Origin of the sequence: Archangium gephyra (assembly GCF_049060025.1) — a bacterium.
GTDB classification, from domain to species: domain Bacteria; phylum Myxococcota; class Myxococcia; order Myxococcales; family Myxococcaceae; genus Archangium; species Archangium gephyra_A.
Genome location: NZ_JBMEQQ010000002.1, coordinates 784,357 through 799,643 on the forward strand (window position 1 = coordinate 784,357; position 15,287 = coordinate 799,643).

Below are 15,287 nucleotides of genomic sequence, written 5' to 3' on the forward strand. Positions count from 1 at the left end.
CGCCGCCCGCGCTCACGGCGTGACGTGGTGGATCCAGATGTTCCGCGTCGCGATGTGGGGCTGGAGGAGCAGGTCCGCGATGCGCTGCCCCGGAGGCACGGGCCGGTTGAAGGGGTAGCCCGGCTCGCGCGTGTCCTCCAGCGCCTCCCCCGTGGGCTCCTGCTCCCATGGGGTGATCATCACCATGAAGCGGAAGAGCATGCCCTCGCGCCGGCCGCGCGGCAGCAGCAGGTTCGCCGGCCAGCCCCGCTCGTGCACCACGGACGCGAGGCGCGCCGGCCGGAAGATGACCGCCTGCTCCGAGGGCCGCAGCGTGTGCTCGAACCGGTCCATCTCCATCCACATCCGGCGATCCTCGGCGTACGCATCCCCCGCCAGGTAGATGCGCACCGTCACCTTCCGCTCCTGGGGCAGCAGGTTCTCCACCCGGAAGAAGTAGTGGAAGGGTTCGTGGTCCAGGTGCTGCTTCATCACCTCCCGCCCGTCCGGCAGGAGCACCCGGTGCTGCGCCATGAAGGTGTTCAGCGCGTGCGTGCTCGAGCGGAAGGAGGGGGGAGGACTGGTCCAGTAGTCTCCGCCGAAGGTGGCCTCGCCCCAGCGCTGCCCGTCGAAGTCCGGTGACGTCCCCCCGGGGATGTCCTTGACGAAGCACAGGAGGATGTCCGGGCTCTGGTGGGCCGGATAGATGCCCTCGCCGAGCCACTTGCGCACCAGCACCTGGGGCCCGCCGGACAGCTCGGACGGCGGCAGGTGCGTGCTCCGCCAGGCGTCGAGGATGTCGTCCACGTGGCGGTGCCAGCGGTAGAAGAGCGGATCCCTCGCCGCGGTGGCCGGCGACGCCAGGACTCCGGGCAGGCCCGTCTTGTCCCGCGGCGCCGTCAGGCAACCGAACAGCACGTGGCCCAGGTGGTGGTGCGCGCCGTAGGGGCCGAGCGGCTCCGCCCAGGCCTCGCCATCCACGGAGCCCGGGTTGGACTCGGCCGTGTCGGCGAGCTGCTCCAGGCGCTCGATGACGAGGGGCGTCTCCTCCCGCCACAGCAGCCCCGAGGAGGCCGCGGTGAAGAGGCGATCGCGGCGCATCGCATGGTCGGTGACGCTGTAGCCGGGCAGATCCCTCGGGCTCAGGCCGGGCGGCCGGGGGGCGAAGCCGGGCAGCCCCGCGTCATAGCCCTCGTTGATGGGCGACGCGTAGTCCCCCAGGGGCACGGTGCGGGGTATGCCGAACGACAGCCGCTCCGTGTCGTAGCGGGCCAGCAACTGCTGGCGCACGTACCCGAACCACTCGCTGCGTCCCTCCGGGAGGAGGCGGTGCCCGGGCCGTGCCGGGTCCGGAAGGCCCGCCGCCGGGTACAGCACCGGCCACGTCTCCACGTGCTCGTTGAGCCCGGTGTCCTCGCGGAAGTAGTCCAGCCAGATCTCCGCGCCGGGCGTGCCGGGGTTCCCCTTCCGGGGCAGCTCGGGGCGCCCCGAAGGCAGCACCTGGTGGGGCGCACGCTCCCGCAGGGGGGGCACGGACAGCCGGCGGCCCTCGGGGTGGTGGGCGATGAAGACGCGCAGCGCGTACTTCGCCCACTCGGGGTCTCCCGTCCGGGCCTGCCGCTCGGCCTCGTCCAGCACCGCTCCCAATCCCTCCTCACCGGGCCGCGCGTTGGCCAGCTCCATGAGGCGGTCCGCCAGGGACAGCGCGTGCTGGAGGTGCGAGGGCAGGGAGGGGAGGAACCGATGGAGGGTGGAGGGCGGCCCGAACAGCTCGGGCTCCCCCCGGGCCGTCCTGGGCAGGGGAGGGGGCGGGGACTCCCGGCACAGCAGCGCCCGCGCCCGCTCGTTCGGCTCCACCGGCGCGGGGCTCACTTGAGGCCGACGTAGATGTTCTGGACGTCGTCGTCCTCGTCCATGGCCTCCAGGAAGGCCTCGACCTCGGCGCGCGCCTCACCCTCGAGCGACACCGGATTCTTGGCGATCCACGCCAGGTTCTGCGAGCTCACCGTCCAGCCCATGCCCGTCAGGGCGCGGCTCACGGTGTCGAGATCCGTCGCGGCGGTGAAGAAGCGCGTGGCGCCCTCCTCACCGGCTTCGAGCTCCTGCGCGCCCGCCTCGATCGCCGCGGTCTCCGCATCCGCGCCGGCCTCGGGCGGCGTGGCCTCGATGACGCCCAGGCGGTTGAAGTCCCAGGACACCGCGCCGCTGGTGGCGATCTGCCCCTTGCGGAACAGCAGCCGGATGTTGGCGGCGGTGCGGGTCTTGTTCTCGGTGAGGCACTCGACGATCACCGGCACCTGGTGGGGGGCGAAGCCCTCGTACGTCACCACCTCGTAGTTCACCGGCTCGTCGAGCAGGCCCGCGCCCTTCTTGATGGCACGCTCGAGCGTGTCACGCGGCATCGAGGCCTTCTTCGCCGCATCCATCGCCATGCGGAGCCGGGGATTGCTGCCCGGCTCGGCACCGCCGGTCTTGGCGGCGACGATGAGTTCCTTGACCAGCTTGGTGAAGAGCCGGCCCTTCGCGGCCGCATGCTCGGTGCGGCCCTTGTGCTTCCATTGAGCGCCCATGGGATGGGCTCCTACCTCATTCCGGGGCCGCGTTCACCAACTCAGGCGGCCGGAGAGGCCCTCGGATGGACAGTCGCCGGACCGAGGGCCTGGGACGGCGCTCAGAACCGATCGCCGTACTCGGTCTCGGACAGCTTCTGCCAGCTGCCGTTCTGCAGCTTGTAGACGTAGGCCTTGTAGCTCACCAGCAGGTTGCCATTCAGGTCACCCTGGGAGGTGACGGTCACCTCGTCGGGCGCCGTGCGGCGGACCTCATAGCGGTAGTAGAGCATCCCGTCGGGCGCCCACCCCAGGTCCGGCCAGTGCCCCGTCTCCATGACGAAGCGCGCCTTGGCGCCATTCGGAGGATCCGGCGGATTCCACGGCAGGTCCGGGTCATTCCCTCCCGGGAACTGCCCACCGTGCGCGGCGACATACTCGTTCAGCACGCGCATGATGGAGTTCATCATCATCTCCCGCTCGGCCTGCTTGGAGCGCAGCAGGATGTTCTGGAACTCCGGCAGCGCCACCGTGGACAGAAGGCCGACGATGCAGACGACGATCATCAGCTCGATGAGCGTGAAACCCCGCCGAGCGGGGCCGGGGTGAAGCTTTCGGTTCGCCATGACAGGCCTCCTTCGAGGCGACAGCAGAGAGAGGAACGCGCGGTTCACGGAGGGGTGGTGCCCGCGGTGGCCGGAGCCTTCGCGGCGGGAACGAGGAGGTAGCTGCCCGAGCCCTGGGGCTTCATCTGCATGCCCCGGGCCTCCTGCTGCTTGATCCACGCCTGCTGCTGCGGCGTGAGGGGGCCCATGCGCGTCGAGCGCATCAGCAGGGAGCCGTCGGACGCATTGGAGAGGATGACGGTGTCGGGGGGCGCGCCCGGATGGGTGTAGGCGGGGGGCAGCGGTGGGGGGGCCTGGTTCAGGTTGACGCCGTGGTAGGCGCCCGCCAGGGCCACCGCCACGCCCAGCCCGATGAACAGGGACTTGTTCGGCCCCTGGGGGGCCTTCTTCTTCTGCTCGGCCTCGTCCGGCTGGAACGTCACCTTGCCGGTGGCGGCGGGCTTCTTCGGCGCCCCATGCGCAGGCGCGGGCGGGGGCGCCGCGATCGGCTGGCCCGAGGCCGCCGCCTTCACGTTGCTGGCGAAGTCCACGGCCTCCTGGGTCAGCGTCTCCCAGGTGCGATCAATGGCCAGCCCCATGTCCGGGGAGGCCGGGGTCGCGGCGCGCAGCGCCTCCAGGGTCCGGTCCACCTCGGCGAGCAGCGCCTCGAGCGCCACCTGATCCACCCGTCCTCCGGCGGTCAGCAGCAGATCCTGCGCCGCGGCCAGGCGCCAGCGCACCGCGACGGCGTTGCGCAGGGAATCGGCCAGGCCCTCGTCCATGAGGACCTCGCGCTCGGGCAGCGTGAGCTTCTCCTGCAGCCTGCGGGCGTTGGGCAGGGAGATGGCCAGCGTCCGCTTTCCGCACAGCACTTCCAGGGCCTGGATCTGGGTGGGCACGTTGCCGGGCCAGGTCGCGGGCTGATCCAATTTCTTGTGAGCCTGCGCCACGGCGTCGAGCAGGCTCGCTTCCGAAGTCGGCGTCAGGGGGTTCTGCTGATCGTTTGACATGGGCCCAGGCGGGAAGACGGGGCCTCCATCATCCGTCCTCTGCGGGCCTCAATTCAATCGTCTGCCCGCCACCGCCCCGGTGGGCCCCTCCCGTCCTCCTCCCGGGAATTCACCCCACTGCACGGTTGCAGGTGCAACAGAAGGCGGGCTCTCCGGAAAAGCCGGAAGGCCCGCGTCCCGGGGGGCTGTGGGCGGGGTCAGGGCAGGGGCCGGCCGGAGGAGGCCTGGGCCATGCGCACCGCGCGATCCATCAGCTCGCCCTGGGACCAGCGCTTGTCGCCCTCCGGTGCGCGGCGCTTCCACGAGCCGTCCGTGTCGAGCACCCAGGCATGGGTGTTGTCCGCGAGGCTCCGGTCGAGCAGATCCCTCACCTGGGCGAGGAGCTGGGGATCCTCCACGGGCGTGAGGGCCTCCACGCGGTGGTCCAGGTTGCGGGGCATGAGGTCCGCCGAGCCGATGTAGCAGCGCGTTCCGCCGCCGCGCTCGAAGAGGTAGATGCGCGAGTGCTCCAGGAAGCGGCCCAGCGTGGAGACGACGCGGATGTTCTCCGAGACGCCGGGGACGTTGGGCCGCAGGCAGCAGATGCCGCGCACGTTGAGGTCCACCTTCACGCCGGCGCGCGAGGCGTCATAGAGGGCGCGGATCATCGCCGGGTCCACCAGCGCGTTCATCTTCATCGCGATGCGGGCGGGGCGCTCGGCGGAGTGCTCGGCGATGGTGCGGCGGATGTGCTCGAGCAGGCCCTCGCGCATGTTGATGGGGGCCACCAGCAGCTTGCGGAAGGTTTTCGGGCGGGCGAAGCCGGTGAGGAAGTTGAAGAGATCCGCCACGTCCGCGCCGATCTCCGGGTCCGTGGTGAAGAGCCCCAGGTCCGTGTAGAGGCGGGCCGTCTTCGAATTGTAGTTGCCCGTGCCCACGTGGACGTAGTGGCGCACCCGCTCGCCCTCGCGGCGGACGATGAGGATGGCCTTGGCGTGCGTCTTGAGGCCGGGGATGCCGTAGACGACGTGCACCCCCGCCTCCTCCAGCGCCAGCGCCCATTGGATGTTGGTGCGCTCGTCGAAGCGCGCCTTGAGCTCCACCATGCACACGGCCTGCTTGCCCCGTTCGGTGGCGCGGATGAGCGTGGGCACCAGCGGGGACTTGTCCGAGGTGCGGTACACGGTCTGCTTGATGGCCAGGACGTCCGGATCCTCCACCGCCTCCGTGACGAAGCGCTCCACCGAGGTGGCGAAGGACTCGTAGGGGTGGTGGACGAGCAGATCCCCCCGCCGCATGGCGGACAGCACCGTGCTGACCTCGCCCCCGTCCCCCTCGGCCTTCAGGCGGGGCTGGGTGACGGGCGTCCAGGGCGGATCCCTCAGCTCGGCGAAGCCCGGCGTGGACACCACGGACATCAAATCCGTGTAGTCCAGCAGCCCCTGCTCCTCGTAGAGCTGGCGCGGCTCCAGCGTGAGCGCCTCCATGAGGGGCTCGAGCATCTTGGGGCTCATCCCCGCCTGCACCTCCAGGCGGATGACGTCGCCGAAGCGGCGCTGGCGCAGCTCCGTCTGCACCGCCACCAGGAGATCCTCCGCGTCCTCGGACACGGTGAAGTCCGCGTCCCGGGTGACGCGGAACAGCCCCCGGTCCAGCACCTCCATGCCGGGGAAGAGGGCGTCCAGGTGGTGGGCGATGATCTCCTCGAGGGGGACGAAGGTCGTGCCCCCCTTGAGCGGGACGAAGCGGGGCAGCAGCTCCTTGGGCACCTTCACCCGCGCCACGTTCTCCGTCTCCGTCACCGGATCCCTCAGCAGCACCGCCAGGCTGAGCGACAGGTTGGAGATGTAGGGGAAGTGCCGCCCCAGGCCGATGGCCAGCGGGGTGAGCACGGGGAAGATCTGCTCGCGGAAGCGCTGATTCAGCAGGGCGCGCGACTCGGCGTCGAGCTCCTTCATGGAGAGGATGCGCAGGCCCTTGTCGGCCAGGGCGGGGCGGAGCTGGCGCTCGAAGCAGTCGCTGTGGCGCCGGGCCTGCTCGAGGATGCGATCATGCAGCCTGTCGAGCGTCTCGCCCGGGGTGGCGCCATCCGGCACCAGCCGCGCCACGCGGTTGCGCACCTGCTCGTGCAGGCGCGCCACGCGGATCATGAAGAACTCATCGAGGTTGCGGGCGTAGATGGCGCAGAACTTCACCCGCTCCATCAACGGCACCGAGGCGTCCTCGGCCAGTTGGAGGACCCGGTTGTTGAAGGCGAGCCAGGACAGCTCCCGGTTGAAGAAGAGGCCGCTGTCCGGCACGTCCGCTCCGGGCGGGATGATGTCCCGCTCGACGGGTTTGGTGGAACCGTTCCGGCTGGAGGATGCGCGCTTGGGCATGTCCGCTCTCTGGGTCGCGGGCGAGCGGTGTATCAGGCCGGGGCCATGCGGAGGGTGAAACCTTCGTGAGCAGGGCCTCAGGCGTTGCCGCGCGAACCTCTGCGCTCACCCGACTTGGGACCCCCCTTCTTCGAGTCCGTCCGGGTGATCTTCGGAACCTTGTTGCGGCCCTTGCGGGTACGGCCCGTCGCCTCGGATGCCTCCGCCTGCAGCTTCTTCGCCTTGGATTTACGAATTCCCGCCATGTCGGTCTCCTTCGTTTCCACGAAGGTGGGTACTGGACACGGCGAGGGCACCGCCCTGGAGGCGCCGGATGGCGGGGCGCACGTGGAAGGGGCAGGCGTGCGAGCCCCACCCACTACAGGGAGGCGGCGTGCTCGTCCTGGCTCGGGAGGGCCCAGGTGCGCGGGGCGGTCCGCCGGGACTTCGGCTTCGTCCCCCGGAGCTTCCACGTCGTAGGTCTGCTCGTGGGCGCGCGCCTCCAGCCACCGCGCCAGGCACTCCGCATGGTCCGCGACGGAGAGCACGCAGATGTCGAACCGGTTGCCGGCGCCGTCCTGCCGCACCACGGCCCAGCCATCCAGCGGCAGCGGCTCCATCATGTCCGCCCGCCACATCACCCGGTCGGTGGCGAGGCCCAGGTGCTCCAGCGCGTGCTCGACCTCCAGGTGCTTCATCCACAGCACGGCCTCTTGCGCCGCGGGGGACGACTCGCGCGGGAGGTCGATGAGCAGCTCGAGACCACACTCTCCCTGGTACTCCCACCGGTAGCGGGGCCCCAGGCCGTCCCCCTCGTCGCCGATGGCGAGCGGAGGCCCCAGACGCTGCTCGAGCTCTGCCCTCGAGACACTCAGGGTGCAGGCGCGGTGCTGCTTCCTCGAGAGGACCAGACGGTTTGCGGCGAGCGGCTTCATGGGGGTTCTCCTATCGTGGGGGAGAAATGTGGTGCCGCGGCCCGGTAGCGCCAAGCGGGCAGGCTCGCATTCGTTCAGTTCAGCAAACGGGGGAAGCCCGTTGTGTTCACCCGGCGGGAGCCCACCGGAAATGGGATGTCGTGTCCCACTTCTGGGAAGCGAGCGTGCGCGAGCGGCCTCCCACCCGGGCCCACTTCCTCGATGGACGCTCGGAACGGGGGGCCCGCGGACTGGCATCCACGATTAGTGCGTCAGGACAGCAGCGGCCAGAGCCAGGAGATGATCGGCACGGCGCCGAGCAGGTAGCAGGAGGCGAGCAGCGCGCCGGTGAGCAGCCGGTGCTCGTGGGCGCGGGGCCGGCTCGACAGGCCCGCGGGGATGAGCAGCGCCGGCAGCGCGAGCAGGAGGAAGAGCAGCGCGGGCACGGCGGAGGGGACGCGGCTCCGCGAGAGGTGCTCGAAGAGGTTGAGCGGGTCGGCACGCCGGCCCGAGGCGGTGAGGCCCACGTGGCACCCCTCGGGGGTGAGCAGCGTGAGGCCCCGGCGCGAGGGCACGAGGAAGCCGGTGGGCAGGCGGGTACAGGGGCCGTCGAGGCGGGCGATAGGGGTCAGGGCCCCGGTGCCTTCACCCACCCGCAACGTGCCATCCGCCCCGGTGGCCGTGTGCCACCGCTGGCCCCGCCCTTCATGGATGGCGCCCGTGCCCTGTTCCGGCAGGAAACGGGAGAAGGTCTCGAGCCGGGTGCCCTCGGCCACTCCCGGCGCGGGCAGGGGGCGCAACCCGGAGGGCGGTGGCTCCGAGGGGAGGATGCTGCCGTCCGGTTCGAGCCGATGGGTGGGCGGCAGGCCCGGAGGGCGCATGCGTCCCGCCACGCGCAGATCGAGCCCGGCCAGCAACTGGACGGACTGTCCGGCCACCTCGCCGGCCCCGCTCTCGCGCACCTCGCGCAGGGTGCCTCCGTCCTCGATGAGGAAGCGCCAGCCCTGAGCGAGGCTCGCGTTCCAGGCCACGCGCACGACGCAGTCCAGGCGATCCAGGCACATCTCCTCGCGGGTGACGGTGCGGGGAAGGTCCGTGTCACCCACCCGGACGACCACCGCGTCCGCGGCCTCGGCCCGCGCGTCCTCGCCGCGTGCGGGCGCGAGCGCTACCTCCAGCCGGTTGTCCGCCCACGCCAGGCCGAGCAGGCGGCTCCCGGTTCCACCCGGAAGTCGCTCCGGAGGCACGAGCCAGCCCTCCGCGCTCGCCACGGCCGCCACGAGCACCTCGAACACGCCGCCCGCCACGGACGTGCGGGTGCTCGCCCGATAGACGAGCCCCACGAGGCCACCGGGCCCGGGAAGCAGGCCTTCCACCCGGTCGAGCGACAGCCGCTCGGGCAGGGGAGGAAGGAGCCGGGCTTCCCCGCGCCGGGGCTGGAGAAGGGCGAAGGTGCCGGTGGGGAGATCGGCCGCGGCCGGGCAGGGGACCCACACCTGGTTCTCCTGGGCGAGCACGGGAAAGCGGGCGTCCCGGCCGCAACTGCTGGGGGCCGAAGCGAGAGGGTGGCCGGCGGCGTCCGACCAGCTCAACTGGCGCGCACCCGTGGGCTCCCGCGGCCAGATCGCCACGAAGCCGAGGGCCACCACCCAGAGCAGGCAGGCGGTCCCCAAGAGCAGCCAGGAGAGGATGCGGAGGGAGGGCACCAGCCCGATGACGCTCGGGAGGGCGCATCTCTTCCCCAGTGCGGACATGGAATCCGCCGGACGGCACGAAGCTCCGGGACTACGAGCGCGTCTGATTTCTCTCGGCGTGCGCGCGCCGGGCCGTGGCGTACCGGACGAGCCACAGCGCCGCCGCGGGGAGGAGCACCATGCCGGCGAAGAAGATCAGGAAGGAGCCGGCGCGCGCGGCGGAGGCCCCCACCGCCGCATAGGTGGCGGAGATGCCCAGGTTGGCGAGCAGGGACGCGGTCAGGAAACCGCGCCACGGCATGCGGCTGACTCCCGCGAAGACCACGGAGGCCTCGGCCAGCACGGGCACCGCGCGCAGGGCGACGAGGAACCAGGGGCCATGGCGTTCGGCCAGGCGGGCGAAGCGGGCCACCTCGGACTCGCCCACCATGCGCCGCAGGGCGGCTCCTCCCGCCCTGGCGCCGAGCAGATAGCCCAGCACGCATCCCACCGTCATACCGGCCCAGCAGGTCAACGTGCCCCGCCAGAAGCCGAGCAGTGCACCGGCGCCGGTGGCGGCGAGGCTGGAGGGCACGGGCAGGGCGAGGTCACCGGCCAGCAGTCCACCCAGCACCAGCGCCACCTGCCAGTCCGGCCGGCGTGTCCCGAGGAAGCCGCGCGCGGCGAGCTCCAGGTCCGCGCCCCAGAGGAAGAAGGGGACGAGCAGGAGGAGCAGGAGCACCCCGCAGAAGCCCATCCACCCCACCGCGCGTCTGGTGCCCCGGTTCATGGCCGCTGAATAGCAGGCGAGCGCGAATCCCGGGTAGAAGGAGCCCCATGAAACGAACCCTGCCGCGCCGGTTGCTCCTGTCCCTGGCCGTGTTGTTGGCCTTCATCGCGGGTGGCGTGGGCATGGGCGGCTGCATCTTCTCGGCTCCGACCTGGAAGGGCCCGAAGACGGACCACTTCGATGGGAAGCGCTTCGTCAACCTGGAGCCCCGGGAGCAGAGGGGGAGCTTCCTGGACTGGCAGCTCAACCGGAAGCCGGGCCCGTGGACGGAGTGGCACGACGTGCCTCCCGGCCCGCCTCCTCCCGAGCGCGTGGAACGCGGCGCCCTGCGGGTGACGTTCATCAACCACGCCACGGTGCTGCTGCAGTTGGACGGGCTCAACATCCTCACGGACCCCATCTACAGCGAGCGCTGCAGCCCGGTCTCCTTCGTGGGCCCCAAGCGGGTGCGGCCGCCGGGCATCCGTTTCGAGGATCTGCCGCCCATCGACGTGGTGGTGCTCAGCCACAACCACTATGATCACATGGACGTGGCCACGCTGCGGCGGCTCCAGGAGAAGTTCCCCGGGCTGCGCATCTTCGCGGGCCTGGGCAACCGGGCCTTCCTCGAGAGCAAGGGCCTGCGCCAGGTGACGGACGTGGACTGGTGGCAGGAGTTCCCCCTGGGCCCCGAGGTGACGCTGGTGAGCGCGCGCACCCAGCACTTCTCCAACCGGGGCCTGTTCGATCGCGGCGGCACGCTGTGGACGGGCTACGTCTTCCGGGGCCCGCATGGGGCCACCTACTTCGCGGGGGACACGGGCTGGGGCCGGCAGTTCGCCGAGGCCCGTGAGCGCTTCGGCCCCATGCGCCTGGCGGTGCTGCCCATTGGCGCCTACAAGCCCGAGTGGTTCATGTCCCCGGTGCACGTGTCGCCGGGCGAGGCCGTCCAGGCCAGCGTGGACCTGGGAGCGCGCTACAGCGTCCCCATGCACTACGGCACCTTCAGGCTCGCGGACGATGGTGAGAACGAGCCGGTGGAGGAGCTGAAGCGGGTGCTGGCGGAGCGGGGAGTGCAGGCCCCCGAGTGGTGGGTGCTGGGCTTCGGCGAGGGGCGAGACGTTCCTCCCGTGCCCACGCCTTGAGGGCGGCCCTCCTGGCTCCAGAACTCCAGCGGCTTCGTGCCGCCCCCGCTCTCGTGGGTGTCCATGTGCTCTTTCAGGGGGATGCGGGATCCGGCCGCCACTCCGGCCGCAACAGTCCGTACAGCACCGCGTCCTGGAGCTCGCCATCGAGGAGGTAGCGCTGGCGCTGGTACCCCTCGCGCTGGAACCCCAGGCTCTCGAGTGCCTGGAGGGAGCTTGTATTGCGCGGGTCCACGTCCGCCTCCAGCCGGTGCAGCTCGAGCGAGGTGAAGCCGAACTCCACCAACCGGCGCGCCGCCTCCCGCCCGTAACCGTGGCCCCACCAGGCGCGGTTCAGCGCGTAGCCGAGATTCGCGCGCCGGTGCTGGGCGCTCAGATCCGACAGGGTGCAGGTGCCGATGATCCGGTCGTCCTCGCGCCGGGCGAAGCCCCAATTGAAGAGCGAGCGCTCGGCGAAGTGATGGTGGATGTTGCGCAACAGCTTCTCCGCCTGGGCCAGCTCGGTGTACGCGGACCAGCTCCAGTAGCGTGTCACCTCGGGGTGGGAGAAGAGCTCGAAGAGCGCGGGGATGTCCGCCTCCGTCATCCAGCGCAGGCGCAGGCGGGGCGTCTCCAGGGTGGGCAGGGTCGAGGCACCAGTGAGCATGGTGTCCCCAGTTTAGAGCGCTCGCGGGACGGCGGACACCCTCGAGCCACTGACACGCTCGGGCCGCGTGTGCCAGACTCACCGCACCTGAGGCCGGCAGGGACTCGAGACACCACGACATGACGACCACGACCCGCCTGACCGTTGCCCGGTTGTTTCTCCTCGCGCCCGCCCTGGCGCTCGCCGCCTGCAACGCTCCCCTGAACGACTGCGACTCCGGCGAGGGTGACCAGGAGAACCGGCGGGTCACCGTTCCCCCGCGCTTCCAGTTCCCCGACGGCAGCACCGTCGGTTCGGACACCACCTGTGAGCGGCTGTGCTCCGCGCTCGCCACCCATGTCGAGGGAGAACCGTGCGGCGTCGAGTCGAGGGACTCCGCTGGCGCTCCCACCGAGGTGTCCTGCCGCCTGCCGGACCTCTGCGCGGGCCGCGGCGCCCGGTAAGTCCCGGAGCCGCCTGATGGAAGGCGGCCCAGAACTTCTGGAAGACGGGCGGTGTGACACAATGAGGAGTCATGTCCCCCCAGCCCGCCATTCGCGGCTTCGTCTGCAGGATGATCCTCGAAGGGGCCCGGGCATTGCCCGCTGACAAGCAGCGCCGGGTGTTGCCACGGGTCCCCGAGCAGACACTCTCGCTCATTGAAACCACCCCCCGGATGGGGTGGGTGCCCATCGAGGAGAGCATGAAGCTCACGGAGCCCCTCCACTCCGCGCTGGGCACTCCCGGCTTCCGCCAGTTCCTCTCCGAGCAGGCGGACCGCATGGCTTCCTACCCGCTGCTGCAGAACCTCTTCGACGGCGCGGCGAGGCTCCTCGGCCTGACGCCGCAGGCGCTGCTCAAGTGGTCCACCTACGCGTGGGAGCAGGCGTTCCGCGATTGTGGGCGGCTCGTGTACCAACCCCGCCACGAGCAGACGGAGAACAACCGGGTGGAGATGAGGCTGGAGGACGTTCCACCCGTGTTGCTGCTCGAGGGGACCTTCGCGCAGGCGCTCGCGGGGGCCTTCGAGATGTTCCTGCACCGCTGCAACCGCAAGGGGCGGGTGGAACTGCACGCCCTGGGCCCGCGCGCTACCCGCTTCGTGTACGACGTCTCCTGGGAGTAGCGCGCGGTCTCAGTCAGGGCCTCGGGCGGGAAACGCCACGCACGGGCCTCGGCACAGTCCGTGGCCCAGAGCACCAGGGAGCGGTGGTCCTGTTTGTCGAGCTTCATGTCTCTTCCGCGTACCTTTCCAGGCCGCCATAGTCGAGCATCGTTCGTGTCCGGAAAGGCCCACAGTACAAACCCATGCCCTCACATCCCATGACCCGAGTGTCTTTCGTTTGCGGTGTAGCCATGTCCCTGCTTCTGGGCTGCGAGCCGCCCACCCAGGAGAAGACGGTTCTCAGGGTTCCGCTCTATCCGTACATCCCCGATGCGGCTGGCGATCGCTTCAACGCCATGGCCACACGGATCGAGACGGAGTTCGAGCGTGCGCACCCGGACATCGATCTCGTGCTCAATCCTTCCTGCTTCAAGGATGATTTCTATGAGCCGGCGCAGATCGCGCGCTCGCTGAAGGGGGAGGGGGAATGCAGCTACGACGTCATCGAGACGGATACGGCGATATTGGGGGAGCTGGTCGCCGAGGGCGGGGTGCGTCCATGGCCGCGGCTGCCGGAGAACATTGACTGGCATCCGTCGGGGGTCGCGGCCTCCACCCATACGGAGCAGAACGCCCTCTACGGCGTACCGCACTGGCTCTGTGGCCACTTCGTCATGTCGCGCGATGAGGCCGTGCGCCAGGCGGGGACGGTGAGCGCGTTGGTCCAGGCCCTGGAAGCCCGGAACACGGCCGTTCCCGATATGGCCGTGAATCTGCTCGGGAGCTGGAACCTTCCCTCGCTCTATCTGGATGCCTGGGCGGACGCCAAGGGCCTGGAGGGTCTTCAGTCCGCCGTGACGACCTCGAGCTACGATTCCGAGGTGCTCCAGTCACTGCGCGCCTTCGCCAGCACCTGTGACGTCTCCGGAAGCAATCCCTGTCTCGACGGGACGTATGACCTCGAGGAGAACGCCGACCTGCCCGCCAGGCTGTTCGCCGAGAACAAGGCCGACGCCACCGCCGGGTACTCCGAGCGTTTGCATGTCATCCTCAAGAATCTCCCGGCGGGAGAGAGCCCCTCCGCCATCAAGATTTCCTCCGCTCCGCTGGCGGACGGGAGCCGCCCCATCCTGTTCACGGACTCCTACTTCCTGGGAGTGCGCTGCACCGGCGAATGTGAGAGGGCGGCGCTCGCGTTCGTGCAGTACATGAGCCAGGCGAGCACCTTCGAGTGGATCTTGATGAGCGAGGATGCCCCGGAGGCGGCGCGCGTGCCCCGCTACCTCCTGCCCGCCGCGCTCGACGTCTACGAGGCGCCCGCGGTTCGCGCCGATCCGTTCTATCCCATCCTCGCCGAGGAGACCCGGAACGGAGGGCCCTTCCCCAACTCGGGCTTGTATGGCATCCGCAAGCAGATGCGAGACGACCTCAAGCTTTCGCTTCACCCGTGAGGGATTGATTCATGGGATTCAAGTGAGAGTGGGGGGGCAGCCGCCCCCCCACGTCGCTCACATGCCCATGCCGCCGTCTACCGGCAGACCGATGCCCGTGATGAACCGCGAGGCGTCCGAGGCGAGGAAGACGGCGGCATCCGCCATGTCCGACACCTCGCCGAGCCGGCCCAGCGGCGTCTGGCCAATGACGTCGCGGACGGCCGCTTCCGTGCTCGGCGCGAGCCCGAGCTTCACCATGCTCTCGGCGAGCCCGGTGCCCATCGCCGTGGGAACGAGCCCGGGGTAGATGCAGTTGACACGCACGCCGTAACCAAGCCTGCCGGACTCCTGCGCGGCGATGCGGGTCATGCGGTCCACGGCCGATTTGGTGGCCGAGTAGCCGGCAATTCCCGGGAGGGCGATGGTGGCCGCCACGGAGGAGATGTTGATGATGCACCCGCCGGCGCCGGCCTTGCCCCCGGGGCGCATGGCGCGCAGGCCGTGCTTGAGGCCGAGCGCCACGCCCACCACGTTGACGTCCAGCATGCGGCGCAGTTCCTCGGGGTCGATGTCCACGACCAGCGCGGAGATCTCGATGCCCGCGTTGTTGACGAGGACTTCCAGCCCGCCGAGCTCCTCGAGGGTGCGCGCGATGCCGCGCTCCCAGTCCGCCTCGGACGTCACGTCGAGTTTCACGAAGGCGGCCCGCGCCCCCTCCCGACGCAGGGCGTCCACCGTTTTGCGCCCCTCCTCCTCGAGCAGGTCGGCCACCATCACGTCCGCGCCCGCGCGCGCCATCGCCCCGGCGATGCCGGCCCCCAGTCCGCGTGCTCCCCCGGTGACAAGTACCCTGCGGCCCTTCAAATCATAGCTCGTCATTGCATCCTCCTCTGGCACGGCACCAGCAAGTCCCGAGCCGAAGTCGAGGCACCGCCTCGGCGGCTTCGCCTGCTCCACGCGCGGTGAAGCGCCGCTGAACCGGCCCCTCTTCAGGGCCGGCCATGACGGTTCTTGACGCGTCAGCCCGTGTCATTGACGCGTCAGTCCGTGCCATTGACACGTCAGCCCCGCGGCTCGGGGGGCCCCTGGCACTGGAGTGCCCGTCATGAGGCGATGCGGTCCTCAGGCATGCGCTCTGCATCGG

At 70.3% G+C, this 15,287-nt stretch carries 14 protein-coding genes; 4 read left to right on the top strand and 10 right to left on the bottom strand.

The annotated features are described in order from the left end of the window. Positions 1-12: 12 nt before the first annotated feature. The 8 genes from ACN28I_RS03585 to ACN28I_RS03620 all read right to left on the bottom strand — a co-directional run bounded on the left by ACN28I_RS03585 (position 13) and on the right by ACN28I_RS03620 (position 9,856). The gene (locus ACN28I_RS03585; protein WP_420940758.1) at positions 13-1,836 is read right to left on the bottom strand and encodes a tyrosinase family protein; all 1,824 of its coding nucleotides are present in this window, start codon (positions 1,834-1,836) and stop codon (positions 13-15) included. Between the two features lie 11 nt (positions 1,837-1,847). Further along, the gene (locus ACN28I_RS03590) at positions 1,848-2,549 is read right to left on the bottom strand and encodes a YebC/PmpR family DNA-binding transcriptional regulator (protein WP_420940759.1); all 702 of its coding nucleotides are present in this window, start codon (positions 2,547-2,549) and stop codon (positions 1,848-1,850) included. Between the two features lie 101 nt (positions 2,550-2,650). Next, positions 2,651-3,154 (bottom strand): type IV pilin protein, encoded by a 504-nt coding sequence (locus ACN28I_RS03595; RefSeq protein ID WP_420940760.1) that lies wholly within the window; start codon positions 3,152-3,154, stop codon positions 2,651-2,653. Between the two features lie 44 nt (positions 3,155-3,198). After that, positions 3,199-4,143, bottom strand: coding sequence for a hypothetical protein (locus tag ACN28I_RS03600; RefSeq protein ID WP_420940761.1), 945 nt, complete (start codon positions 4,141-4,143; stop codon positions 3,199-3,201). Positions 4,144-4,340: 197 nt separating this feature from the next. Next, entirely contained in the window at positions 4,341-6,500 is a 2,160-nt protein-coding gene (gene ppk1 / locus ACN28I_RS03605) for a polyphosphate kinase 1 (RefSeq protein WP_420940762.1), read from the bottom strand. 77 nt (positions 6,501-6,577) lie between these two features. Further along, positions 6,578-7,414, bottom strand: coding sequence for a hypothetical protein (locus tag ACN28I_RS03610; protein WP_420940763.1), 837 nt, complete (start codon positions 7,412-7,414; stop codon positions 6,578-6,580). Positions 7,415-7,665: 251 nt separating this feature from the next. Continuing rightward, positions 7,666-9,147, bottom strand: a complete 1,482-nt coding sequence (locus tag ACN28I_RS03615) for a hypothetical protein (protein WP_420940764.1) — start codon at positions 9,145-9,147, stop codon at positions 7,666-7,668. A 31-nt stretch (positions 9,148-9,178) separates the two neighbouring features. Then, positions 9,179-9,856: a TVP38/TMEM64 family protein gene (locus ACN28I_RS03620; RefSeq protein ID WP_420940765.1), complete on the bottom strand. Its 678-nt coding sequence runs from the start codon at positions 9,854-9,856 to the stop codon at positions 9,179-9,181. Positions 9,857-9,903: 47 nt separating this feature from the next. Between ACN28I_RS03620 and ACN28I_RS03625 the strand changes: the two genes are divergently transcribed. Then, positions 9,904-10,980, top strand: coding sequence for an MBL fold metallo-hydrolase (locus tag ACN28I_RS03625; RefSeq protein ID WP_420940766.1), 1,077 nt, complete (start codon positions 9,904-9,906; stop codon positions 10,978-10,980). Positions 10,981-11,053: 73 nt separating this feature from the next. On the opposite strand, the gene ACN28I_RS03630 is transcribed toward ACN28I_RS03625, so the two are convergent. Continuing rightward, entirely contained in the window at positions 11,054-11,626 is a 573-nt protein-coding gene (locus ACN28I_RS03630) for a GNAT family N-acetyltransferase (protein ID WP_420940767.1), read from the bottom strand. 119 nt (positions 11,627-11,745) lie between these two features. On the opposite strand from ACN28I_RS03630, the gene ACN28I_RS03635 reads away from it, so the two are divergent. The 3 genes from ACN28I_RS03635 (at position 11,746) to ACN28I_RS03645 (ending at position 14,161) form a co-directional block, all read left to right on the top strand. Then, positions 11,746-12,069 (top strand): hypothetical protein, encoded by a 324-nt coding sequence (locus ACN28I_RS03635; RefSeq protein ID WP_420940768.1) that lies wholly within the window; start codon positions 11,746-11,748, stop codon positions 12,067-12,069. A 71-nt stretch (positions 12,070-12,140) separates the two neighbouring features. Beyond that, complete coding sequence (locus ACN28I_RS03640; protein WP_420940769.1) at positions 12,141-12,731, top strand: hypothetical protein; 591 nt, start codon at positions 12,141-12,143, stop codon at positions 12,729-12,731. 230 nt (positions 12,732-12,961) lie between these two features. Then, on the top strand, positions 12,962-14,161 hold the full coding sequence (locus ACN28I_RS03645) for a hypothetical protein (RefSeq protein ID WP_420940770.1): 1,200 nt from the start codon (positions 12,962-12,964) through the stop codon (positions 14,159-14,161). Between the two features lie 57 nt (positions 14,162-14,218). Here ACN28I_RS03645 and ACN28I_RS03650 read toward each other — a convergent pair whose 3' ends face one another. After that, positions 14,219-15,022, bottom strand: a complete 804-nt coding sequence (locus ACN28I_RS03650; RefSeq protein ID WP_420940771.1) for an SDR family NAD(P)-dependent oxidoreductase — start codon at positions 15,020-15,022, stop codon at positions 14,219-14,221. Positions 15,023-15,287 lie beyond the last annotated feature (265 nt).